The 22,721-nt window shown below is 63.0% G+C and carries 16 protein-coding genes and 1 other RNA gene; 7 read left to right on the top strand and 10 right to left on the bottom strand.

The window, feature by feature from the left end; all coding sequences use genetic code 11:
• Window positions 1–10: 10 nt before the first annotated feature.
• The gene (locus NCR40_RS10050) at window positions 11–1,861 is read right to left on the bottom strand and encodes a tetratricopeptide repeat protein (protein WP_250509365.1); all 1,851 of its coding nucleotides are present in this window, start codon (window positions 1,859–1,861) and stop codon (window positions 11–13) included.
• A gap of 129 nt (window positions 1,862–1,990) precedes the next feature.
• Between NCR40_RS10050 and NCR40_RS10045 the strand changes: the two genes are divergently transcribed.
• The 3 genes from NCR40_RS10045 to NCR40_RS10035 all read left to right on the top strand — a co-directional run bounded on the left by NCR40_RS10045 (window position 1,991) and on the right by NCR40_RS10035 (window position 5,227).
• Complete coding sequence (locus tag NCR40_RS10045) at window positions 1,991–2,338, top strand: ArsR/SmtB family transcription factor (protein WP_250509364.1); 348 nt, start codon at window positions 1,991–1,993, stop codon at window positions 2,336–2,338.
• Window positions 2,339–2,361: 23 nt separating this feature from the next.
• Entirely contained in the window at window positions 2,362–3,411 is a 1,050-nt protein-coding gene (locus NCR40_RS10040; protein ID WP_250509363.1) for a cation diffusion facilitator family transporter, read from the top strand.
• A 97-nt stretch (window positions 3,412–3,508) separates the two neighbouring features.
• Window positions 3,509–5,227: an FAD-dependent monooxygenase gene (locus NCR40_RS10035; protein WP_250509362.1), complete on the top strand. Its 1,719-nt coding sequence runs from the start codon at window positions 3,509–3,511 to the stop codon at window positions 5,225–5,227.
• A 63-nt stretch (window positions 5,228–5,290) separates the two neighbouring features.
• Here the strand turns inward: NCR40_RS10035 and NCR40_RS10030 are convergent, their stop codons facing one another.
• From NCR40_RS10030 to NCR40_RS10015, 4 genes are read right to left on the bottom strand one after another with little or no spacing between them, the layout of a single operon-like run.
• Window positions 5,291–5,533: a formate dehydrogenase subunit delta gene (locus NCR40_RS10030; protein ID WP_244825940.1), complete on the bottom strand. Its 243-nt coding sequence runs from the start codon at window positions 5,531–5,533 to the stop codon at window positions 5,291–5,293.
• A 3-nt stretch (window positions 5,534–5,536) separates the two neighbouring features.
• Window positions 5,537–8,464: a formate dehydrogenase subunit alpha gene (gene fdhF, locus NCR40_RS10025; RefSeq protein WP_250509361.1), complete on the bottom strand. Its 2,928-nt coding sequence runs from the start codon at window positions 8,462–8,464 to the stop codon at window positions 5,537–5,539.
• Between the two features lie 18 nt (window positions 8,465–8,482).
• Window positions 8,483–10,039 (bottom strand): formate dehydrogenase beta subunit, encoded by a 1,557-nt coding sequence (locus NCR40_RS10020; protein ID WP_250509360.1) that lies wholly within the window; start codon window positions 10,037–10,039, stop codon window positions 8,483–8,485.
• On the bottom strand, window positions 10,036–10,533 hold the full coding sequence (locus NCR40_RS10015) for an NAD(P)H-dependent oxidoreductase subunit E (RefSeq protein WP_250465330.1): 498 nt from the start codon (window positions 10,531–10,533) through the stop codon (window positions 10,036–10,038). The genes NCR40_RS10020 and NCR40_RS10015 overlap by 4 nt, the downstream gene beginning before the upstream one ends.
• A 127-nt stretch (window positions 10,534–10,660) precedes the next feature.
• On the opposite strand from NCR40_RS10015, the gene NCR40_RS10010 reads away from it, so the two are divergent.
• From NCR40_RS10010 to NCR40_RS10000, 3 genes are all read left to right on the top strand, one after another.
• Window positions 10,661–11,731, top strand: a complete 1,071-nt coding sequence (locus tag NCR40_RS10010; RefSeq protein ID WP_250509442.1) for a substrate-binding domain-containing protein — start codon at window positions 10,661–10,663, stop codon at window positions 11,729–11,731.
• 148 nt (window positions 11,732–11,879) lie between these two features.
• Window positions 11,880–12,149, top strand: a complete 270-nt coding sequence (locus NCR40_RS10005) for a hypothetical protein (RefSeq protein WP_244825932.1) — start codon at window positions 11,880–11,882, stop codon at window positions 12,147–12,149.
• Between the two features lie 396 nt (window positions 12,150–12,545).
• Entirely contained in the window at window positions 12,546–13,622 is a 1,077-nt protein-coding gene (locus tag NCR40_RS10000; protein ID WP_244825931.1) for a glycosyltransferase family 4 protein, read from the top strand.
• Window positions 13,623–13,700: 78 nt separating this feature from the next.
• On the opposite strand, the gene NCR40_RS09995 is transcribed toward NCR40_RS10000, so the two are convergent.
• The 5 genes from NCR40_RS09995 to ompA all read right to left on the bottom strand — a co-directional run bounded on the left by NCR40_RS09995 (window position 13,701) and on the right by ompA (window position 19,306).
• Window positions 13,701–16,106: an FG-GAP repeat domain-containing protein gene (locus tag NCR40_RS09995; protein ID WP_250509359.1), complete on the bottom strand. Its 2,406-nt coding sequence runs from the start codon at window positions 16,104–16,106 to the stop codon at window positions 13,701–13,703.
• Between the two features lie 412 nt (window positions 16,107–16,518).
• Window positions 16,519–16,876: a transfer-messenger RNA gene (gene ssrA / locus NCR40_RS09990) on the bottom strand.
• Between the two features lie 55 nt (window positions 16,877–16,931).
• The gene (gph, locus tag NCR40_RS09985) at window positions 16,932–17,690 is read right to left on the bottom strand and encodes a phosphoglycolate phosphatase (protein WP_250509358.1); all 759 of its coding nucleotides are present in this window, start codon (window positions 17,688–17,690) and stop codon (window positions 16,932–16,934) included.
• Between the two features lie 4 nt (window positions 17,691–17,694).
• Window positions 17,695–18,393, bottom strand: a complete 699-nt coding sequence (gene ubiG / locus NCR40_RS09980) for a bifunctional 2-polyprenyl-6-hydroxyphenol methylase/3-demethylubiquinol 3-O-methyltransferase UbiG (RefSeq protein ID WP_244825928.1) — start codon at window positions 18,391–18,393, stop codon at window positions 17,695–17,697.
• 256 nt (window positions 18,394–18,649) lie between these two features.
• Window positions 18,650–19,306 carry an outer membrane protein OmpA gene (gene ompA, locus NCR40_RS09975; RefSeq protein WP_244825927.1) on the bottom strand — a complete coding sequence of 219 codons (657 nt, stop codon included), beginning with the start codon at window positions 19,304–19,306 and terminating at the stop codon, window positions 18,650–18,652.
• A 684-nt stretch (window positions 19,307–19,990) separates the two neighbouring features.
• On the opposite strand from ompA, the gene gyrA reads away from it, so the two are divergent.
• Window positions 19,991–22,654 (top strand): DNA gyrase subunit A, encoded by a 2,664-nt coding sequence (gene gyrA / locus NCR40_RS09970; protein ID WP_244825926.1) that lies wholly within the window; start codon window positions 19,991–19,993, stop codon window positions 22,652–22,654.
• Window positions 22,655–22,721 lie beyond the last annotated feature (67 nt).

The raw sequence follows: 22,721 nt of genomic DNA, 5'->3' as shown, positions 1-22,721 counted from the left end.
CCTGCGGGCATCACTCGCGCAGTGCCGCCACGACCTTTTCGACCACGCCGTGCCAGTCGCCGGGCACGTGCTGCCGCACGAGCCGCGCGCGCGGATACCACACGCATGTCGCGCCGCTGATACCCCAGCGCCAGTCGGCCGCGAACGGCAGCATGACGATGACCGGTTTGCCGAGTGCGCCGGCCAGATGCGCGATCGAGGTATCGATCGACACCACGGCGTCGAGTCGGTCGACGATGGCGGCGGTATCCGCGAAATTCTCCAGCTTGCCCTCGAAGCGATGCGCCGACTTTGCGTTCGGATGCTTTTGCAATGTGTCGCGCTCGTGCTCGGTGAGAAACGGCTGCAGCACGACCCAGTCGATGCCTTCGAGCGCCAACAGCGGCGCGAGCGCTTCGACCGGCATGGAGCGCGTTTCGCCCGGCTGCAGCCGTCCCGACCACGCGATGCCGATCTTGCGCTTCGCCTGTCCGCCGATCGACCCGCGCCACTTCCGGCGATAGTTGGCCGGAATCACGAGATAGGGCGTGCGCGCCGGGATCGCCTCGGGCGTCGTCATGCCGAGCGCGAGCGGCAGGCTGAGGAGCGGACAGAATGCATCGGCGACGATGCGCACGCCTTCCGTCCTGCCGACGAGCTCGATGCGCGCCGCGTGTGCCGCCGGCGCGATCAGCGGCACCAGCGACGCTTGTACTTCGAGCACGAGCTTGCCGACGCGCTTGGCCGCAAACGCCACGAGGCGCACGAATTGCAGGGTGTCGCCGAACCCTTGTTCGGAGCGCACGAGCAGGGTCTGCTGCGGCAGCGGCTCGCCGTTCCAGCGCGGCAGCGGCGGGGCGTCGTCGGCGCCCGGCGTCTTGAGCCGCCATTCGTAAGCGGGCAGGCCGCGCTCGTAATCGCCGAGCGCGAGTAGCGCGAGACCACGGTTCAGATGCGCGGCGGGCATGTGCGGGTCGAGCCGCAACGCCTGATCGAATGCGCGGATCGCCGCGGCGGGCGATGCGAGCGCGAGCTGCGAATTACCGAGACACAGCCACGCCACGCCGTACTTCGGGTCCAGCCCGACCGCGCGCTCATAGCTCACGACCGCTTCGTGGTGGCGATTGAGCTTGGCAAGCACGTGGCCAAGTCCGAAGTGCGCCGGGGCAAAGCGCGGCTGCAAGCTGAGCGTCTTGTGCAGCGCGGGAAGCGCTTCTTCGGGGTGCCCGGTCTTGTCGAGCAGATTGCCCAGGTTGAAATGCGCGGCGACATAATTCGGCTCCGCGTCGATGGCCGCGCGAAAATGCGCGACCGCGCCGACCGAGTCGCCGAGTGCGTTGAGCGCCATGCCGAGATTGTTGTGCGCGCCCGCGTGGCGCGGCCGTAAATCGAGCGCGCGGCGAAACGCGCGCGCGGCATCCGCATGACGATCAAGCGACGCCAGCGCGTTGCCGAAGTTGTTCCACGCGGCGGCGTCTCGTGGCTGCAGACGCAGCGCTTTCTCGAAGGCATCGGCGGCGTCTTCATGGCGGCCGACCGCCGTGTACGCGTTGCCGAGGTTGTACTGCGCGAGTGGAAAGCCCGGTTCGAGCGTGAGCGCGTTACGAAAACGCTCGATAGCGTCGTCGATACGGCCGAGCGCCTTGAGCGCGTTGCCCAGGTTGAGTTGCAGACCGGCATCGGTCGGACGCAGGTCTACCGCGCGGCGCACGAGAGAAGCCGCTTCCTCGTGCTGGCCTTGTTGATGGCGCAGCACGCCAAGGTAGTGGAGCGCGTCGACGTGAAGGGGTTCGGCGGCGAGCGCGGCCTGATAGTCGCGCTCCGCCTCGGTCAGGCGGCCGTCACGATGGGCCGCGAAGCCGCGGGCAAATACGGTGTCCATGACGGGAAGTTTGTGCAAAACACACGTATTTTCCCACACTGGCCCGAGCGATTTCCGCCTGTACGGTTGACATGTCGCGTCGATGGTCCTTAACATGTGAACACCTATTCATATGTTGACGATCAAGTCGTGGCTTCGACTCCACTGAATCCTGCTGGCGGCATCACTTCGGATGACCGCGTCGTACCGCTTGCCGACCTGTTTCGCTTGCTTGGCGACCCGACGCGCTTGCGCATCGTGCTCGCGTGTGTCGCTGAAAGGCGCGCGGTGGGCGCGATCGCGGAGGGGCTCGGGTTGTCGGGTTCGCTCGTGAGCCATCACTTGCGGCTCCTGCGCGCGGCGCGGATCGTGCAGGCCGAGCGGCAGGGCAAGCAGGTCTTTTACGTGGCGGCGGATCGCCATATCAGCGGGATGCTCGGCGAATTGCTGGAACACATTGCCGAGCCGCAGCCGCAGGACGCGACGGATATCGACTGATCGAACGAATCACGGGCACCACGATGAACAAGCAAATGCAGCACGACCACGAAGACCACGATCACGCGGGACATGACCACGCCGGTCATGAGCATGCCGGCGACGACCACGCCGGTCACGACCACAAAGGTCACGACCACAAAGGTCACGACCACGGCGCGGGAGGACATCATCACCATCACGCGCCGCAGGCCGGACAAGGGCGCACGTTCGCGTTGGCAGTCGGCCTGAACGTGCTGATCGTGATCGTGCAGGCCGTCTACGGCTTTCTCGCGCATTCCACCGCTCTGCTCGCCGACGCCGGTCACAATCTCTCCGACGTGCTCGGTCTCTTGCTTGCGTGGGGCGCGGTATGGCTCGGCACGCGCCGGCCGAGCGCGCGCTATACCTTCGGCCTCGGAAGTTCGTCGATACTCGCCTCGCTTGCCAATGCCGCGCTTCTGCTTTTCGCGTGCGGCGCGATCGTGCTCGAAGCCGTCCAGCGTCTGTTGAATCCGGCGCCCGTCGCGGGACTCGACGTGTTCATCGTCGCGACGCTCGGCATGGTCGTCAACGGCTTCTCGGCGTGGCTCTTCATGCGCGGCAGCAAGGAGGACCTCAACGTGCGTGGCGCCTTCCTGCACATGGCCGCCGATGCCGCGATCTCCGCCGCCGTCGCCGTGAGCGGCCTCGTCATCCTCTTCACGGGCATGAGCTGGCTCGATCCGGTGATGAGCATCGTCGTGGTCGCGGTGATCGTCTACGGCACGTGGGGCCTCGGGCGCGACGCGATGCGCCTTGCCATGGCAGCCGTGCCGCCGAGCGTGGATCTGGCGCGTATCGAAGGCTATCTGACGCGCTTGCCCGGCGTGCGTAACGTGCACGACCTGCACGTGTGGGCGCTGTCCACCACGGAGAACGCGCTCACCGTGCATCTCGTGATGCCGCAAGGCCATCCCGGCGATGCCTTCGTGCAGGGCGTCGTGACCACCTTGCGAAGCGACTACTCGATGCATCATTCGACCTTGCAAGTGGAACTCGGCATGAGCTGCCACGAGTGCGTACTGCAGCAGGAACGCGCGCACGCGCATTGAAGGCACGGCCGCGCGTGTGCGCCGAGGTCGGCGCCCAGGTCCACCGAGGCGCGGCCACGGCGTACACTCGACAACGTGACGTTTCAGGGAGGACCGCATGTTTGCGCCAAAGCTGAATCCGAACGACAAGCTGGATGTCGCGCCCGTTCTGATCGTCGGTGCCGGTCCCACGGGACTCGCCGCCGCCATGAGCCTTTCGCGTGCGCATATCCCCGTGCGGCTCATCGACCGCGCGCACGAGCGCTCGCCGTATTCACGCGCCATCGGCATTCAGGCGCGCACGCTCGAACTGCTGGAACAGCATCGCGTCGTCGAGCCGTTTCTCGAACTCGGGCACCGCTCGCGGGTGGCGAACCTCTATTCGAACGGTCAGCGCCTCGCGCGGCTCGACTTCGATCCGCTGCAGACGCGCTATCCCTATCTGCTGTTTCTCGATCAATCCGAAACCGAACGCCTGCTTGCCGGGCATCTCGAAAGCCAGGGCGTGACGATCGAGCGCGGCGTCGAACTCGTCGATTTCAATCAGGGCGCGGCGGGCGTGCAAGCCACCTTGCGACACGCCAATGGCCGCGATGAGATCCTGCGCCCGTCCTACATGATCGCTGCCGATGGCGCGCATAGCTTCGTGAGGCATCGCCTGGAAATCGGCTTCGACGGCAAGACGTTCGACCAGACCTTTCTGCTCGCCGACCTGCAGGCCGATTCCGACTGGCCCGACGACGAACTCCATATCTTTGCGTCGGGCGAAGGCCTCGCCGCGCTCTTTCCGATGAGCGATGGCCGCGCGCGTCTCATCGCCGACTTGCCCGCGCCCGTCGACGACAAGGAGAAGGCAGGGCCCACCATCGAGGAATGTCGTGCGATCGTCGAGCGGCGCGTGCATCATCGCGTCACGCTGTCGGATCTCACGTGGTCGGCGTACTTTCATGTCAATAGCCGCATGGTGGATCGTCTGCGCGTGGAGCGCATTTTCCTTGCGGGCGACGCCGCTCACGTTCATAGCCCCGCAGGCGCGCAAGGCATGAACACGGGCATTCAGGAAGCGTTCAATCTCGGCTGGAAACTCGCGCGCATGCTCGCGGGCGGTGCACCCGAACGCCTGCTCGACAGCTATCACGCGGAACGGCATCCGATCGAGCGCGACGTGCTGCGTCAGTCGAACATGCTGTTGCAGATGGCGGGCGCGGAACACGGCCCGATGAAGCTCATGCGCGATCACGTCATGCCGATGCTCGCCGCTATCGGCCCGTTGCGCGATGCCATGCGGCGCACGGTGAGCGAGCTTTCGATCAACTATCGCAAGAGCCCGCTCACGCTGGAGCGTCTGCTCGATGGCGGTCCGCGCGCCGGCGAACGCGCGCCCGATGCACGCGTGCATGTCGTCGATGGCCCGCTCGGCCGCTTGCCGGGCGTCGGCTGTCTCTACGACCTGCACGATCCGGGCTGCTTCTCGCTGTTCCTGCTGCTGAACCCGTCGGGCGAGGACGACATCGCGCTGGCGCCGGCGACCATCACCGTGGCGCACGCGATGCGCGATCCCGATCTCGACGGCCTCGTGCGCTCCATCGAAGCGCTCATGCCGAATGCCGTGCGCGTATGGCGTATCACCGATACGCAAGGCGAAGGTGCGACTTCGCTCACCGACAATTACGGGCGCACGCGTCCCGCGTTCTATCTCGTGCGGCCGGATGGTTATATCGCGGCGCGCGGGCGGACGCCTTCGGACGTCCACTCGTTGCTGCGCCACTGCGAGACGTGGTTCAGCGCACAGGGCGCGGATAACAACGAGCCACCCGCGCACGAGTATCGCGAGTAAAACGAAAAACGCCCTGCCGCTCGTGAAAGCGGGCAGGGCGTCGGTACGACGCCATCGCTTAGGTTAAGCCGCCACTTTCGGCTGAAGATCGTCCTTATGCGCGGTCAATGCCTCGCGCAGAATTGGCAGCATCGACGCGCTCGCCTCCGGATTGTCGAGTGCGGCAAGAATCGCGAGCCGCATGCGCGGTTCCCAGAAGCGGCGTATGTGATCCGCCACGCCATCGACGGCCTCGGGGCGATCCGGCATCGAATCGAAAAACTCGCCGATGCGGTTCGCCATGTCGATCAGGTTATCCACGTCCATGCGTCATTTCCCCGTAGTCGCCGCGACATCGCGCATGTTGAGCAGTTCGAGCTGCTGCGTGTTGAAGCGCGAATATTCCTTTTGCCATTGCGACGGTTGTTCCACCGGCATGACCTGCACCGCCGTGACCTTGTATTCAGGACAGTTGGTGGCCCAGTCCGACGAGTCCGTGGTGATCACGTTCGCGCCGGATTCCGGGAAGTGGAAGGTCGTGTAGACGACGCCCGGCTGCATGCGCTCGGTGATCTTCGCGCGCAGCACGGTTTGTCCCGCACGCGATTCGATACCAACCCAGTCGCCCGTCTTGATGCCGCGATCTTCCGCATCGACCGGATGAATCTCCAGACGGTCCTCGTCGTGCCACTGCGAATTCTCGGTGCGACGCGTCTGCGCGCCGACGTTGTACTGCGACAGAATGCGCCCGGTCGTCAGCAGCAACGGATATTTGCGCGTGACCTTCTCCGGCGTCGCCACGAACTTGGTGATGACGAAGCGTCCCTTGCCGCGCACGAATTCGTCGATATGCATGGTCGGCGTGCCTTCCGGCGCACGCTCGTTGCACGGCCACTGAATGCTGCCGAGCTCGTCGAGCTTCTCGTAGGACACGCCGTGAAACGTGGGCGTGAGTCGCGCGATCTCGTCCATGATCTCGGACGGATGCGTGTAGTTCATCTCGTAGCCAAGTGCGCGCGCGAGCTTGATGGTCACTTCCCAGTCGCCCAGACCAGGCAGCGGCGGCATGACCTTGCGCACGCGCGAGATGCGGCGTTCGGCGTTGGTGAAGGTGCCGTCCTTTTCGAGGAACGTCGAGCCTGGCAGCAGAACGTGCGCGTACTTCGCCGTTTCGTTCAGGAAGATGTCCTGCACGACGATGCATTCCATCGCCGAGAGCGCGTCGGCGACGTGCTGCGTGTTCGGGTCCGACTGGACGATATCCTCGCCCTGACAATAAAGGCCCATGAAGGTGCCGTGCGCGGCGGCATCGAACATGTTCGGAATGCGCAGACCCGGTTCCGGCTGCAGCTTCACATCCCAGGCTTCCTCGAAGAGGGCGCGCGTCGCGGCATCGCTGATATGCCGATAGCCCGGCAACTCGTGCGGGAACGAGCCCATGTCGCACGAACCCTGCACGTTGTTCTGTCCGCGCAACGGATTCACGCCGACGCCTTCGCGGCCCACGTTGCCCGTAACCATCGCCAGGTTGGCGATGCCCATGACCGTGGTCGAGCCTTGCGCGTGTTCGGTCACGCCGAGACCGTAGTAGATCGCGCCGTTGCCGCAGTTCGCGTAGGCGCGCGCGGCTTCGCGCACGAGTTTCGCGGGCACGCCCGTGACGGCCTCCATCGCTTCGGGCGAGTTCTCTTCGAGCGAGACGAAATCGCGCCATTGCTGAAACGCGCGCGTTTCGCAGCGTGCGGCGACGAAGGGTTCATCGACCAGTCCTTCGGTCACGATGGTATGTGCGAGCGAGTTGACCATCGCGACGTTGGTGCCCGGCCGCAATTGCAGATGATGCGATGCCTTCACGTGCGGCGTATCGACGATATCGATGCGGCGCGGGTCGATCACGATCAGTTGCGCGCCTTCACGCACGCGCCGCTTCAGCCGCGAGCCGAAGACCGGATGGCCGTCCGTGGGATTCGCGCCGATCACGACGATGACATCGGATTTCTCGACCGACGCGAACGTCTGCGTACCCGCCGATTCGCCGAGCGTGGACTTGAGGCCGTAGCCGGTCGGCGAATGGCAGACGCGCGCGCAGGTATCGACGTTGTTGTTGCCGAACGCCGCGCGCACGAGCTTCTGCACGAGATAGGTTTCCTCGTTGGTACAGCGCGACGAGGTGATACCGCCGATGGAATCGCGCCCGTACTTGTCCTGAATGCGGCGGAATTCGCTTGCCGCGTAGTTGATCGCTTCGTCCCACGACACTTCGCGCCACGGGTCGGTGATCTTCGCGCGGATCATCGGCTTCTTGATGCGATCCTTGTGCGTGGCATAACCCCACGCGAAGCGGCCCTTCACGCACGCGTGGCCTTCGTTGGCCTGGCCGTTCTTGTTCGGCGTCATGCGCACGACGGTGTTGCCTTTCATCTCGGCCTTGAGCGAGCAGCCGACGCCGCAATACGCACACGTCGTGATGGCCGAATGCTCCGCCTGACCGAGCATGATGACGGTCTTTTCCTGCAAGGTCGCGGTCGGGCACGCGGCGACGCATGCGCCGCACGACACGCACTCCGACTCCATGAACGGCACGTTTTCGCTTGCCGCCACGCGCGATTCGAAACCACGCCCGGCGATGGTCAGCGCGAACGTCCCTTGCGTTTCCTCGCACGCGCGCACGCAGCGATTGCAGACGATGCACTTCGACGGATCGTAAGTGAAGTACGGATTCGATTCGTCCTTCTTGTCCTTCAGATGGTTCGCGCCTTCGTAGCCGTAACGCACTTCGCGCAAGCCGACCACGCCCGCCATGTCCTGCAGTTCGCAATCGCCGTTGGCGGGACAGGTGAGGCAATCGAGCGGGTGATCGGAAATGTAGAGTTCCATCACGTTGCGGCGCAGCGACTGCAGCCGGTCGGTCTGCGTGCGGACCTTCATGCCCGCTTCCACGGGCGTCGTGCACGAAGCCGGATAGCCGCGCTTGCCCTCGATCTCGACGAGACACAGGCGGCACGAACCCCACGGTTCGAGCGAATCCGTGGCGCAGAGCTTGGGCACGTTGATGCCCGCTTCGATGGACGCGCGCATCACCGACGTTCCCGCCGGCACCGTGACCGCCTGGCCATCGATTTCCAGCGTCACGTCGATATCCGCGTGACGCAGCGGCGTGCCGTAATCGGTTTCGTCGAACGGGTCGCGGCGCTGAACCGAGGCCGCGCTCTTGCATGCGCAATTGCCCGAGCCGCAGCCGTTGATGGTGTTGGACATGTTCTTGTCTCCCTTGCTTTAGGCCGCTTTTCGGGCGGGCGTGCGGGGCAGCCCGAAATCTTCGGGAAAGTGATCGAGCGCGGACAGCACCGGGAACGGCGTCATGCCGCCCATTGCGCAGAGCGAGCCGGCGACCATGGTGTCGCACAGTTCGCGCAGCAGCGTGATCTGTTTCACCGACGTATCGCCGTCGCGAATCTTGCCGATGACCTCTTCACCGCGCGTCGAGCCGATGCGGCACGGCGTGCACTTGCCGCACGATTCGAGCGCGCAGAAGTGCATCGCGTATTGCGCCAGTTCGGCGAGGTTCGAGGTGTCGTCGTGGATCACGAGACCGCCGTGGCCGACCACTGCGCCGACCTTTGCGTATTCCTCGTAGTCGAGCGGAATATCCCACTGGCTTTCCGGCAGATACGTGCCGAGCGGACCGCCCACCTGCACCGCGCGCGCCGGACGGCCGCTCGCCGTGCCGCCGCCGTATTCATGTATCAGTTCGCGCAGGCTCACACCGAACGCGAGTTCGACGAGTCCGCCTTGCTTGACGTTGCCCGCGAGCTGGAAGGGTAGCGTGCCGCGCGAGCGTCCCATGCCGAAGTCGCGATAAAACGCCGCGCCTTTCGCAAAGATGATCGGCACGGTGGCGAGCGTGATGACGTTGTTGATGACAGTTGGCCTGCCGTACAAACCGACGAGCGCGGGCACCGGCGGCTTCGCGCGCACGATGCCGCGCTTGCCTTCGAGCGATTCGAGCAACGCCGTTTCCTCGCCGCAGACATACGCGCCCGCGCCTTTCGCCACGTACAGGTCGAACGCATGCGAGGTGCCGAGCACGCTCGCGCCTAGCCAGCCGGCATCGCGCGCGCGCTCGATCGCCCGATTCAGGGTGGCGATGGCATGCGGATACTCGCTGCGCACGTAGATGTAGCCCTTGGTCGCGCCCGTCGCCACGCCCGCGATGATCATGCCTTCGATCAGCATGAACGGATCGCTCTCCATGACGAGGCGGTCGGAGAAGGTGCCGGAGTCGCCTTCATCCGCATTGCAGACGATGTACTTCTGGTCCGCATACGCGCCGCGCACGGTCTTCCATTTGATGCCGGCGGGGAATGCCGCGCCGCCGCGTCCGCGCAGGCCGGAATCGACGAGCGCTTCGCACACCGCGTCGCCGTTCATGTCGAGCACTTGGCGCAGGCCCGCGAGTCCGCCGAGCGCGGTGTAATCGTCGATAGAAAGCGGGTCCGTGATACCGATGCGCGCGAACGTCAGCCGCTGCTGCTTCTTGAGGTACGGAATGTCGTCCACCAGGCCGACGTTCTTCGCGTGGACGCCGCCTTCGTGGAAAGAGGCATCGAAGAGGGCGGCGATATCGTCTTCATCGACATTCGAATAACCGATGCGCCCTTGCGGCGTTTCCACTTCGACGAGCGGTTCGAGATAGAAGAGGCCGCGCGAACCGTTGCGCACGATCTGCACGTCGATGCCGCGCTTGTCCGCTTCGCTTTCGATGGCCTTCGCGATGCCGTCCGCGCCCAATGCGAGCGCGGCGGAATCGCAGGGAACGTAGATGCGCGTCATGCCGTCACCTCTGTCTTCTGGCTTTGTTCGCTCGCTGCCTTGTATAGACGGTCGAACTTCTGCGGCGTGACGCGCGCGTGAATCTCGCCGTTGATCATCATCGACGGCGACAGCGCGCATTGGCCGAGGCAATACACCGATTCGAGCTCGGTGCCTTCGGCATGACCGCTGTCGAAACGGCATCCGGTATGCCCTTCGATGTGATCCTTCAGCGCTTCGGTGCCCATGCTGCGGCACGCTTCCGCGCGGCACAACTGCACGGTCACGCGCGCGGGCGGCGCGCTTCGAAAGTGATGGTAGTACGTGATCGTGCCGTGAACCTCCGCACGCGACAGCGACAGGACGCGCGCCAGCGGCGCGACGATTTCCTCCGGCACGAAGCCGGTTTCGTCCTGGATGGCATGCAGGATGGTCATCAAGGTGGCGTCGTGCACGGCATGGCGGCGCACGAGGTCTTCAGCGGCAGCGGCGGACAACGGCTGCGTGTGTGTCATGGGGCTCCTCCAACGCTCGGTATATGTTTTATTAGTGCATATTTCGATCATATAATCGTAAGCACCGAGCAGGTAGAAGAACAATAGGCGTCGTGATATATCTTGGCAATAGGAAGGGGCAATGCATATGGTCGATGTCGAATGCCGCGCCGAACTCATCCTCCGCGACGCCGATGGCCGGGAGACCAGCCTGAGCGCGGTTGTGCCGCTTTTGAAGCTCGTCTCTCAGACTGGCAGCATCGCGAATGCCGCGAGCGCTAAGGGTTTGTCCTATCGGCATGCGTGGGGTTTGTTGCGCGAAATCGAGGCGCGGCTGGGCGGCGCGCTGATCCAAAAATCGCGCGGACGCGGGTCGGTCTTGTCGGAACTTGGCGAGTCCGTGTTGCGTGCGCAGCGCGTTTGCGGCGACCGGCTCGAAACGCCGTTGCAGTCCGTCGCAAGCGATGTCGCCAATGAACTCAATCGCAAACTCGCCAGTGGTCTCGCGCAAGTGCGCATTCATGCATCGCACGGCTACGCGGTCGCGACGCTCGTGCACGCGCTCGGCGAACAGCGCGTGCCGGTGGACATCAAATACCGCGAAAGTTACGAAGCCGTGAGTGCGCTGGCTCGCGGCGAGTGCGAACTGGCGGGCTTTCATCTGCCGATCGGCCCGTTTCGCGCGACGTGTGCGGAGAGCTATCGTCCTTATCTCGATGCGGGCAAGCATCAACTCATTCGGCTCACGCGGCGCACGCAGGGCCTCTTCGTGCCGAAGGGCAACCCAAAGCGCGTGACGGGACTGCGCGATCTCGCGCGCAGCGACGTGCGCTTCGTGAATCGTCAGCCGGGCTCGGGCACGCGCATGCTGCTCGATTTGTCCTTGCGCGGCGTCGGTGTCGATCCCGATCAGATCAACGGTTACGCGACCACCGAACTCACGCATTCGGCCATCGCCGCGTTCGTCGCAAGCGGCATGGCCGACTTGGGCTTTGGCGTGCAGCCCGCCGCGCAGCACTTCGCGCTCGACTTCATTCCGATCATCGACGAGGACTACTTCTTCGCATGCGAACGCGCGCGGCTCAACGAGGCGCGGCTTGCCACCGTATTGCGCGTGCTACGCAGCGACGCGTTCAACGACAGCGTGGCGCATCTGGAAGGTTACGACCCGGCGCGTTGCGGCTCGCTCGTCGATATCGAAGAAGGCTTGCGCGGTTGAGACACGCGCCGACGCGCGCGGGAGAAACGAACGGTAAGAAGATGCCGGCCCGGAAGAAACTGCTGGCGGCGGTGAATTGGGTTAACCTAACGCTTTGCTGTCGACTCAACCCTGTTCCAGACGCGGCTGTCCCGCGCGAAATTCCGCCATGAAACTTACGTTGCTCGCTTCCACCACCGCTGCGCTCGTCGCCGGTGCGTTCTATCTGATTCCCGTTGCGTTTGCCCAGAATTCGCCTGGCGTGCCGGGCGGCGTGCTGCAAGACCAATTCCGCCTCAACGAGCATCCGCAAATGCAGTTTGCGGCTTCCGCGCCAACCGATAAGTATCAAAAGGGCAGCTCGCCCATGCGCCGTCGCGGCGACCTCGGCGACCCGGACGGCTGCAATCTGAAGTGCCCGAAGGACGGCACCAACTGATCGCCATTTCACTTTTGCGACCGCATTGCCGAATGCCGGACAGCGTGTGCGGTTGCAGCAAAATCTTCCTCTTACTTCGTGCCGAAACCGCTTTGCACTGACGCGACGCGGCAGGACGTGTGCGCGCAGTCACACGTGCACTTTCAACGTCTTACGCATCGACTGAAAAACGCTATGTGATGGCGGGCGTTTGGTATGACCTCCGGAGTACCTTATGACGGCGTGCTCCCGTGTGCTGTTTTGCGTGGGCAAGGCTCATTAGTCATAAAACACAAAAAACAGGAAGTGCGCTGGCCGCCGGATGATGCGAACCGGCGGGCGGCGACGGGGACCACGATACTTTGGGCAAAGCGTGTGGCCACTGAGCGCACTTCGGATCAGCCGAGGGACTGCAAAATGCGTATTCTCCAGGTCATACTGGCGCCCCGACTATCCGGGGCCGAAGTGCTTGCCAAAGGCGTCGCGATCGGGCATCAGCGATCGGGCCACGACGTCTGCATCGCATCGCTGATGCCGGAACACGACGACTTCAAACACATCAGCGCGGAACTCGGTTCGCACGGCGTGATCTGCCTTTTCCCGACGAAAAACCCTGGCAAGCTCGGACGCTTGCTGTTCTTGCATCGCGCGATCCGTCAGTTCAAGCCCGACATCATCTTCGCGCACGCCACCATTCCCGCGCTCTACGTTCGCGCCTTGCCGACGCGGGTGCCGATCGTCTGGGTCATGCACTCCGGCGCGAACGATTTCGCGAACCGGGCGCTTTTGCGCGCCGAGCGATTGCTGTCGAGCCGGGCGAAGGCGGTGATTGGCGTGTCGCAGAAGAATATCGACAACTACGTGCAGGAAATCGGGCTGCATCCTTCGATGATCGTCGTGCCCAACGGCGTCGATGTCTCCCGTTTCGCCGACGACGCGCAACCGTCCATTCCCGTGGCCGCCAAGCAGATCGTGCAGGTGGGCCGCTACATTCCCGAGAAGAATCAGTTGCAGACGGTCGAAGCGTTCGCGCGCGTCGCGCGCGCCGAGCCGGATGCGCGACTGCTGCTGTGCGGTGTCATCGAAAATCTCGACTATCACAAGGCGGTCGTCGATCTAGTCGCGAAGCTCGGTCTTGGCGATCGCGTGAAGATCGAAGGGCCGCAGATGAACGTGGCGCAGATTCTGAAGGCGTCGAGCGTGTTTGCGATGCCCTCGAGCTTCGAGGCGCATAGCATCGGCTTTCTGGAGGCGCTGGCGTCGGGCATTCCGGTGGTCGCGAGCGCGATTGCATCGTTCGCCTTCGCGGGTGGTTTTCCCGGCGTGCAATTACTCGATACCGCCGACAGCGACGCCTACGGCCACGCCTTGCTCGATGCGCTCAATCAGCCGCGCGCGACGCGCCCGCTCAACGGCCTGACCCTGCAGAGCACGGCGGACAAGTATCTGGCGATCGCGCGGGACGTTCTGAACTTGCGCGTGGGCCTTAGTTGAGCGTCGGCTTGTTGAACAAGTACGCGCCGCATCGGTTGCCCGGTCGGCGCGTTTGATTTGGTGACGACGAACGCGCTTTCACTGCCCCCAGTAAGCCAGCGTCTTGAGCCACAGCGACTCGGAAAACAGCCCTGGCAATTCGCCCCAAATTTTCACCGGCCCGAGCTTGAACGCCGTATCGAATTCGTAGCCGTAGAGACTCGGCGCGCCGCCCGTGTAATAGAACTCGCCGAGCAACGCGTTCGCGCGCTTGAACAGCACCAGCGTGGCGTGATCGTCGTGTTCGGTGACGCGCGCGATTGCGGGCATTGAATCCGCGTAGGACGTATCGGCGAGCGTCGTCGTCTCGATGGCCGGGCCGAACGCCTTGCCGCCTTTCATCGTGAAGACGCGCGTGCTCGCGCTGTCCCCACGCGGTTCGAGCACGGCCAGATCGTCGATGCCGTCGCCATCGATATCGCCCGCCACGACCTTGGCGAACGGCGCGCGCAACTGCGCATAGACGTTCGTGCGATAGCTCGGCGCGAAGGCGCTTCCGTCACTCGCGAATTGCGAGAGCGCGAGCGCGCCGTCGATATTCTCGATCGCGAGAAGCCCCACGTGCTTCGATTGCGCGACGCGAGCCGGCATGAAACGCGCGCTCTGACTCAACTGGCTCGCCTTTAACCACAGCGCAGGCGCGTTCGCCGTCGCGCCGCCCGACGTCAGCACCCAGAGGTCGAGCCCCGCGTCCTTGCTTTTCTGCGCGATCATCACGTCGGCGCGGCCGTCGCCGTTGAAATCGCCTGCCACGTATTGCTGCGCGATTTCGGGCGTCCATGCCGCGCTCGTCTGAAACCACAAACGGGGCGCCTCGAAATGCGTGCCGGCGCTTTTTAAAAGCCAGAACGCGGTGCCGCCGTTGCGCGGCGTGATCGCCATCAGATCGGCGCGGCCGTCGCCATCGAAATCGCCCAACAGAAAGCGCGCGCTGTCGAAGCAAAGCGAATCGGCATTGCAGGTCGGCGCGGTGGCTTGCGGGTCGAACGGCACGGCGTTCAGAAACCACGGCGACGCCCGGTCGAAGCGCGACATCTCCGCCACCCATACGTTGAAGCCGGGCCCGTCCTTGCGCCGCTGCACATACACGGTGCTGTCGCGGCCTTCGCCACGAACGTCGCCGAAGAGGGCGCCTTCCTGCCGCGTGTCCGTCCACACCGTTTGCGATGACGGCGACCATCGATACTGCGCCGTCAGCATCGAACAGCGGCTTGCCGTCAGTAAGTCGTTTTTCTCGCCGAGACAGTGATCGAGCGGCGTGTACACGAAGCCGAAGTCCCACGGCGTCCAGTGCTGTACCGCGCTTTCCGGCTTGCAGCTTTCCTCGACAAGCCCGTTTTCCCGTTCCGCGATACACCCGCGCGTCGCCGCGCTCACGAAGAGCGCATCGTTTTTAGCGCCCGGCGCGGCGGGCAACTGTTGCCAGAACCAGTTTTGCGTCGCGGCGCCTGTGCATGCGGCGAGCGTCGGTGCCTTACCCGCACCGGCCGATGTCAGGCAGCGGCTCGAGTATTCGTTGACGAGCTGGAACGGGCGCAGCTGGAACTCCGGACCGGCGTCGTTCGCATGGGCCATGCTCCAGTAGCGGCGCGCGACCCAGTTGCCGTCCCACATGTACTCGCCGAAGACGTGACCGGCGTCGTTGCCATCGATCGCGAAATAGCTGCCGACGACATCGCGCTTTCGCAGCGTTTGCGCGGCGTCGAGATTCTTCGGCAAGCCGCCCGTCGGATAGGTGATGTGATAGCCGATCGGCACATCGCGCTTCAGGCTCTGCGCAACCACACGCGTGATGCGCGCCGCGAGAATGTGATCCGGATGCTCCATGAAGGCGACCGTATCCGGATTGAGCGTGTAGATTTCCGTAGCTTGCGAGAGGATCGCGCGCAACGTCGCGGAAAGGGCGGCGCGGTCGTAAGTGGTCGAACCGGTGCCGTCCGCTTGCAGCGGATAGGTATTGAGCGTCTGCCCGCGATCCCACAGCAAACCGAGCGGCACCTTGCCGCCGCGCACCCCGCCGCCGGGCAACCGCAATTCGAGCAGCTTCACGCGCGGCTGCTGCGCAAGCACGAGCTGATGCACGGGCTTCCCCGCGATCATCACTGTCGATTCTTGCCATTTGTCCGGCACGCCTGCCATGCGCGCATAGGCGAGCTTCGTGCCGGTCTCGCGAAGCACGACGTAATCGAACTTCGCACCGTTTGCGCCGCCGATCAGGTGAACCGTCGTCACGCACCAGCCGGCGTCGAGCTTGTCGCTGATGCCGGGATTCACGAAGAGGAGATCGTCGTCCAGGTGGGCGACTACCGTAATGAGAGTGCCCGCGTGGCAATCGGCGACGGGCGGGGCCGCGCGGGCGCCAGCCGGGAGGAGCGCGCCGCATAGCGCCCACATCAAAGAAAGAATCAGATTGCCGATCCACCGTCTCGCTATGCTTCTGCGCATGCTTTCCCCGTAAGCGCTTATCGACGCGCCGATCGTCGACAGAATAAAGCAGAAGATTGCCGTGCGAACGAGAAATCGGTCAGTGGCCGAGCGAACATGAATGGGGCTGACGCGTCCAATCTCGCGGCACAGAAGGGCATCGCCTTGCGCCGGGCTTACGTGCATCAAGATAACTGCCGTAAGGCAGCGTTTTAGGACCGCTCTGATTCGAACAGTACTGGCCGCCGACTATTCTCTCGTCCGTAGCCGAGGTTGTCTCTGCCAGAGCTACGTCTCTCAAGGATGTTTGCCCCGCCCCGCGCGGGGCTTTTTTTTGGCTACTGGTTTCGCGGATGCGCTTATTCGCGCGGGTTGGCGAGCCGTGGCAAGAAAAAACCCGCGGTGCTTTCGCATGCGCGGGTTTCAAATGGGGTGGTGGAGGCGGCGGGAATCGAACCCGCGTCCAGAAGCACTCTACGAACAGTTCTACATACTTAGTTCTATCTTTTGATTTAACCGTAGCAACGCGGACGAACACGCTTCGCTACAGCGATTCACTAAATTTTCGACTTTGGCGTCGTGACGCCGACAAAGCTTAACTGACGTATATGACCTCTCGTGGTATTGCTACCCTAACCCGTCAGTAAGTTAGTGAGAGGACGGCGGCCCTTAGGCTGCCAGTGCGAACGTTTCGTCGTTTGCAGTTACGTTTTTCCCATTGATTAACGAGGTGACGGGTCCTCGGTATGCCCTGACCGCTTCGCAACCCCTGTCGAAACCAGGTCGCCCCCAAGCAGAACGGGGATTATCCCATGAAAAGCCATGTGAGGCGAACCGCGGCCACTTTCAAGCGATATCGCGCAGCAATTGCTGCAGTTCTTCTGGCGTGTCCACTACGTGAGTCGCGTGCCAGCGGTGCGGCGGAATGTCGTCGCCGCAATAGCCATAGGCCGCCGCCACGGTGATCATGCCGGCTGCAAAGCCTGCCTGAACGTCGCGCAAGTCGTCGCCGACATAGACGATTCGCTCCGGCGCCACATCCAGTAATTCGGCCGCGTGCAGAAGCGGCGCGGGATGCGGCTTCGAATGCGCCGTCGTATCGCCACAAACGAGACAACCGGCCCGCTTATCCAGTCCGAGCAGGGCGACGAGCGGTTCGGCGAAGCGCGTCACCTTGTTTGTCACGATGCCCCAGCGCACGCCGCGTGCATCGAGCTGATCGAGCAACTCGGTGATGCCGGGAAACAGCGTCGTTTCGATACACAAATCCGCTTCGTAGTTGGCGAGAAACTCATCGCGCATCGCCGCGAAATCGGGATGCTCGGGGCTGATCTCGAACGCGCCGCCCAACAACCCGCGCGCACCCGCCGATGCGTAAGGCCGCAGGGTTTCGAGCGGGCGCATCTCAAGTCCGCGATCGTGCCGCATCTTGTTGACGGCCGCGACGAGATCGGGCGCAGTATCGGCGATGGTGCCGTCGAGATCGAACAGTACGGCCTGGCAGAGCCCGAGCGAATCGCCCTCGGCGGCGCGCTGGGGCAGCGGGGTGGGATCGTCGGGCAGGGGCGTCGTCTGGACAACACCGTTCTGGTCTTCTTGGATCATGGCGTCAGGCTTCCCGGCGGCAGGCCATCATGTAGTTGATGCTCGTGTCAGTAGACAGCCCGAAGTGGCGCGAGAACGGACGGTAGGTGATGCCTTTGATGTCGACCGGCAAGAGCGACGCCGTGCGCGCGAAGGTAGCGAGTTCGGACGGCTTGATGAAGCGCGCGTAGTCATGCGTGCCGCGTGGCAACATGCGCGCGATGTACTCCGCGCCGATCACGGCGAACATATACGCCTTCGCGTTGCGATTCAGCGTAGAGAAGAAGACCCAGCCGCCTGGCTTGACCAGCGCGGCGCACGCGGCAACGGTGCCCGCCGGATTCGGCACGTGCTCAAGCATTTCCATGCAGGTCACGACGTCGTAGGAAGCGGGTTCGCGCGCGGCCAGCGCTTCGGCTGCGATCTCCTCGTACGCCACCTCCACGCCGCTTTCCAGACTATGCAGATCCGCGACGCCAAGCGCACTCGACGACAAGTCGATGCCCTTGACCTTCGCGCCACGCGCCGCCATCGATTCCGACAAAATGCCGCCGCCGCAGCCGATGTCGAGCACTTGCTTGCTCATCAGATGCGCGTGCGCATCGATCCAGTCGAGCCGCACCGGGTTCAATTCGTGAAGCGGTTTGAACTCGGCGTTCGGGTCCCACCAGCGATGCGCAAGCTCGCTAAATTTCTGCAGTTCGTGGGGATCGACGTTGGTCATATTCTCAATTGCCCTTCCAAGTCGTGAATCGTTAAGGATCGAGTATATAGGCGCGGGAAAAGGGCGGCAAAAAGCTGAAGTGACGCGTCGCCGACAACTTCGCTCGTTCCGTGCCATAGCCTTCGAGGCCGCCTGCGCCGGGGCCACGGTTATTGCGCTTTATTCGATGCGCGCATCTCACGGAGATTCACGAAAATCGCAGGCATAAAAAAACCCCCGCCGAAGCGGGGGTTCGATCCTGCGGCAATCAGCGCAATTACTGCGGCTGACGCGTCGTGCCGACAACTTCGACTTCCACGCGACGATCCGGTGCGAGGCAGGCGATGAGTTGCTTGCGGTTCTTCTGGTTGCAGCCCGTGGTGACCGGGTTGCGCTTGCCCTTGCCTTCCGTATAGATACGGTTGGCTTCGATGCCCTTGCTGACCAGGTAAGCCTTGACAGCTTGCGCACGGCGCAGCGACAGACGGTCGTTGTACTTGTCCGAACCAATGCGGTCGGTGTAGCCGGTAGCGACCACGACTTCCAGGTTCAGCGCGCCGATCTTCGATGCGAGATCGTCAAGCGCGGTCTTGCCAGCCGGCTTCAGAACTGCCTTGTCGAAGTCGAACAGAGCGTCAGCTTGATAGGTGACCTTCTGGCTTTGGATAACCGGGGGCGGCGGAGCGACCGGTGCGGGCGGCGTCGGCGCGACTGCGACCAGAGCGCCATCGCACTTTGCGTTGGCCGTGGCCGGGGTCCAGAATGCGTCGCGCCAGCAGAGTTCGTTCGTGCCGTTCATCCACACATACTCGCCCGTGCCGTTCACCCAGTTGTCGTTCACGGCTTGTCGCGAGGCCGGCACCGATTGCGCCGAGGCCGATGCAGCCATAACTGCGGTAGCTGCAATGAACGCGAGCTTTGAAAGTTTATTCATATTTCTCCTCTCGAAATTGAGATTACCGCAGGTTTACTGCGAGCCTGTAGACAAAGACAAGTCATACATTGCTCGGAGTATAACATTCCCTACGGAACAAAACGCGGCTGTGTAGACTTCGAGCAGTGTCTAACTTTGTGCGTTGGCATTTTGCCATATCGTTCCCTTGCAACGATAAAAATATCCCCGCACCCTCTGCGCCCGCAACCTTATGTGGTGCATGCGCAACAAGAAAGGGACAGGAGCCGGTCTTGGCCGCGGAAGGCGCGAAACGTGCGCACTTTATGTGCCCGCGAGCCAATATCTGCGTATCTTTATCGTCGGGTTTGTACTGCTTTGGCAAAACGACGAGGCGGCATCATAGCCCGCCTAAGTGACGAAATCAGTGAAACGTTCCCTGGTTTTTGTAAGTAATTGGAACAAGTGCATCTATCCCTCGTTCCTCAAGGTCGGGAACGGCGGTTGAGCGTCCCATACACTATGTATACGCCGAGCCTCCGGACGCGGATGTCGCGCATGTTAGAATCTTTGGATGCGCTGCGTTCGCAGCGCCGCAGCGTATGGCTTACGCGCCTGGCCGGCGCGGGTCGCGCGGCCGGCGGGCGAGGGCGAAACTCGAGGTAACGTTTTCGAATCGTCGGATCGCGCTGCTGTGTCGCTGCTGCACAGTTCAAGACACGGATAATGGATCAATTCGCCAAAGAGACTCTGCCAATCTCCCTAGAGGAGGAAATGCGCCGCTCATATCTCGATTACGCGATGAGCGTGATCGTCGGGCGAGCGCTTCCCGATGTCCGCGATGGACTGAAGCCCGTACACCGTCGCGCGCTCTATTCCATGCACGAGCTGAACAACGACTGGAATCGCGCGTATAAAAAGTCGGCGCGTATCGTCGGCGACGTGATCGGTAAGTACCATCCGCACGGCGACGCATCGGTGTACGAGACGATCGTTCGCATGGCGCAGCCGTTTTCGCTGCGCTACATGCTGGTGGACGGCCAGGGCAACTTCGGTTCGGTCGACGGCGACAACGCCGCCGCCATGCGTTACACCGAAATCCGCATGGCGAAGATCGGTCACGAACTGCTGGCCGACATCGACAAGGAAACCGTCGACTTTGGCCCGAACTACGACGGCAGCGAAAGCGAACCGCTCGTACTTCCGGCGCGCATCCCGAATCTGCTGATCAACGGCTCGGCCGGTATCGCGGTCGGCATGGCGACGAACATTCCGCCGCATAATCTGCGCGAAATCGTCGACGCCTGTCTGCATCTGCTCAACACGCCTGAGGCGACGGTCGACGAACTCATCGAGATCGTGCCGGCGCCGGATTTCCCGACGGCCGGCATCATCTACGGCGTCGCGGGCGTGCGCGACGGTTATCGCACTGGGCGCGGTCGCGTCGTCATGCGTGCGACCACGCACTTCGAAGAGATCGACCGCGGCCAGCGCATGGCCATCATCGTCGACGAGATTCCGTATCAGGTGAACAAGCGCACGCTGCTCGAGCGCATCGCCGAACTCGTCAACGAGAAAAAGATCGAGGGCATCTCCGACATTCGCGACGAGTCCGACAAGAGCGGCATGCGTGTCGTGATCGAACTCAAGCGCGGAGAAGTGCCGGAAGTCATTCTGAACAATCTGTATAAGCAGACGCAGCTTCAGGACACTTTCGGCATGAATCTGGTCGCGCTCGTCGACGGCCAGCCCAAGCTGCTGAACCTGAAGGAAATGCTGGAATGCTTCCTGTCGCATCGGCGGGAAGTGCTCACGCGGCGCACGGTCTACGAACTGCGCAAGGCGCGCGATCGCGGACACGTGCTCGAAGGCCTCGCGGTGGCGCTTGCGAATATCGACGAATTCATCGCGATCATCAAGGCCGCGCCAACCCCGCCTGTGGCGAAGCAAGAGTTGATGAACCGTCCGTGGGATTCTTCGCTCGTGCGCGAAATGCTCACGCGCACCGAGACCGAGGCGACGGGCGGGCGTATTGCGTATCGTCCGGAAGGACTGAATCCGGCCTACGGGCTGCAGGAAGATGGGCTCTACAAGCTGTCGGACGTCCAGGCGCAGGAAATTCTGCAGATGCGCCTGCAACGCCTGACGGGTCTCGAACAAGACAAGATCGTCGCCGAGTATCGTGACGTGATGGCGCAGATCGCCGACTTGCTCGACATCCTCGCGCGGCCGGAGCGTATCCGTCAGATCATCGTCGAAGAACTGGGCCAGGTACGCGCCGAGTTCGGTGACGAGCGTCGTTCGCGTATCGAGTTGAATGCAACCGAGCTGAACACCGAAGACCTGATCACGCCGCAGGAAATGGTCGTGACCATGTCGCATACCGGCTACGTGAAGTCGCAGCCGCTTTCCGAGTATCGCGCGCAAAAGCGTGGCGGGCGTGGCAAGCAGGCCACGCAAATGAAGGAAGACGACTGGATCGACACGCTTTTCATCGCGAACACGCACGATCACATGCTGTGCTTCTCGAACCGCGGTCGCGTGTACTGGATCAAGGTCTACGAAGTGCCGCAAGGCTCGCGCAATTCGCGCGGCCGGCCAATCGTCAACATGTTCCCGCTGCAGGAAGGCGAGAAGATCAACGTCGTGCTGCCTATCAAGGACTTCTCGGCCGACAAGTTCGTCTTCATGGCCACTTCGCTCGGCACCGTCAAGAAGACGCCGCTCGAAGCGTTCAGCCGTCCGCTCAAGAAGGGCATCATCGCGGTCGGTCTGGATGACGGCGACTTTCTCATCGGCGCGGCCATTACCGACGGCGCGCATGACGTCATGCTGTTCTCCGATTCAGGCAAGGCGGTACGTTTCGACGAGAACGACGTGCGCGCCATGGGCCGCGAAGCGCGCGGCGTGCGTGGCATGCAACTGGAAGACGGTCAGCAGGTCATCGCCATGCTCGTGGCCGGCGACGAAATCCAGTCGGTGCTCACCGCGACGGAAAACGGCTACGGCAAGCGCACGCCGATCAACGAATACACACGCCATGGCCGCGGCACGAAGGGCATGATCGCGATCCAGACTTCCGAGCGCAACGGCCGCGTGGTCGCCGCGACGCTCGTCGAGCCGGAAAGCGAGATCATGCTCATTACGACATCGGGCGTGCTCATCCGCACGCGCGTGTCCGAAATCCGCGAAATGGGGCGTGCAACTCAAGGTGTTACACTCATCAGCCTTGACGAGGGCACCAAGTTGTCGGGACTGCAGCATATCGCGGAGGCGGAAGCCGAAGTGGAAGCAGAAGCTGAAGCACTCGACGAGGGCGACACCGGCACGAACGGCTCCGCCGCCGCGCCGGGCGACTCAGAAAATGATGAAAACGGCGAAGACGCCTGATATTTTTTGTGACGCAAGCTTCTCGTATTCGCTTTTGAAAGCCTGAATTGGTTAAGCTGCGCGACTC

Origin of the sequence: Caballeronia sp. GACF4 (assembly GCF_023631025.1) — a bacterium.
Classification (GTDB): domain Bacteria; phylum Pseudomonadota; class Gammaproteobacteria; order Burkholderiales; family Burkholderiaceae; genus Caballeronia.
This window is presented reverse-complemented; position numbering and strand designations above follow the sequence as displayed.

Excerpts from the sequence above, each read along its gene's own strand:
- NCR40_RS10030 (WP_244825940.1), bottom strand. The coding sequence starts at position 5,533 with ATGGACGTGGATAACCTGATCGACATGGCGAACCGCATCGGCGAGTTT.
- NCR40_RS10040 (WP_250509363.1), top strand. The coding sequence starts at position 2,362 with ATGAACAAGCAAATGCAGCACGACCACGAAGACCACGATCACGCGGGA.
- NCR40_RS10050 (WP_250509365.1), bottom strand. The coding sequence starts at position 1,861 with ATGGACACCGTATTTGCCCGCGGCTTCGCGGCCCATCGTGACGGCCGC.
- gyrA (WP_244825926.1), top strand. The coding sequence starts at position 19,991 with ATGGATCAATTCGCCAAAGAGACTCTGCCAATCTCCCTAGAGGAGGAA.
- NCR40_RS09995 (WP_250509359.1), bottom strand. The coding sequence starts at position 16,106 with ATGCGCAGAAGCATAGCGAGACGGTGGATCGGCAATCTGATTCTTTCT.
- NCR40_RS10005 (WP_244825932.1), top strand. The coding sequence starts at position 11,880 with ATGAAACTTACGTTGCTCGCTTCCACCACCGCTGCGCTCGTCGCCGGT.
- NCR40_RS10000 (WP_244825931.1), top strand. The coding sequence starts at position 12,546 with ATGCGTATTCTCCAGGTCATACTGGCGCCCCGACTATCCGGGGCCGAA.
- fdhF (WP_250509361.1), bottom strand. The coding sequence starts at position 8,464 with ATGTCCAACACCATCAACGGCTGCGGCTCGGGCAATTGCGCATGCAAG.
- NCR40_RS10010 (WP_250509442.1), top strand. The coding sequence starts at position 10,661 with ATGGTCGATGTCGAATGCCGCGCCGAACTCATCCTCCGCGACGCCGAT.
- gph (WP_250509358.1), bottom strand. The coding sequence starts at position 17,690 with ATGATCCAAGAAGACCAGAACGGTGTTGTCCAGACGACGCCCCTGCCC.
- NCR40_RS10035 (WP_250509362.1), top strand. The coding sequence starts at position 3,509 with ATGTTTGCGCCAAAGCTGAATCCGAACGACAAGCTGGATGTCGCGCCC.
- ubiG (WP_244825928.1), bottom strand. The coding sequence starts at position 18,393 with ATGACCAACGTCGATCCCCACGAACTGCAGAAATTTAGCGAGCTTGCG.
- NCR40_RS10020 (WP_250509360.1), bottom strand. The coding sequence starts at position 10,039 with ATGACGCGCATCTACGTTCCCTGCGATTCCGCCGCGCTCGCATTGGGC.
- NCR40_RS10015 (WP_250465330.1), bottom strand. The coding sequence starts at position 10,533 with ATGACACACACGCAGCCGTTGTCCGCCGCTGCCGCTGAAGACCTCGTG.
- ompA (WP_244825927.1), bottom strand. The coding sequence starts at position 19,306 with ATGAATAAACTTTCAAAGCTCGCGTTCATTGCAGCTACCGCAGTTATG.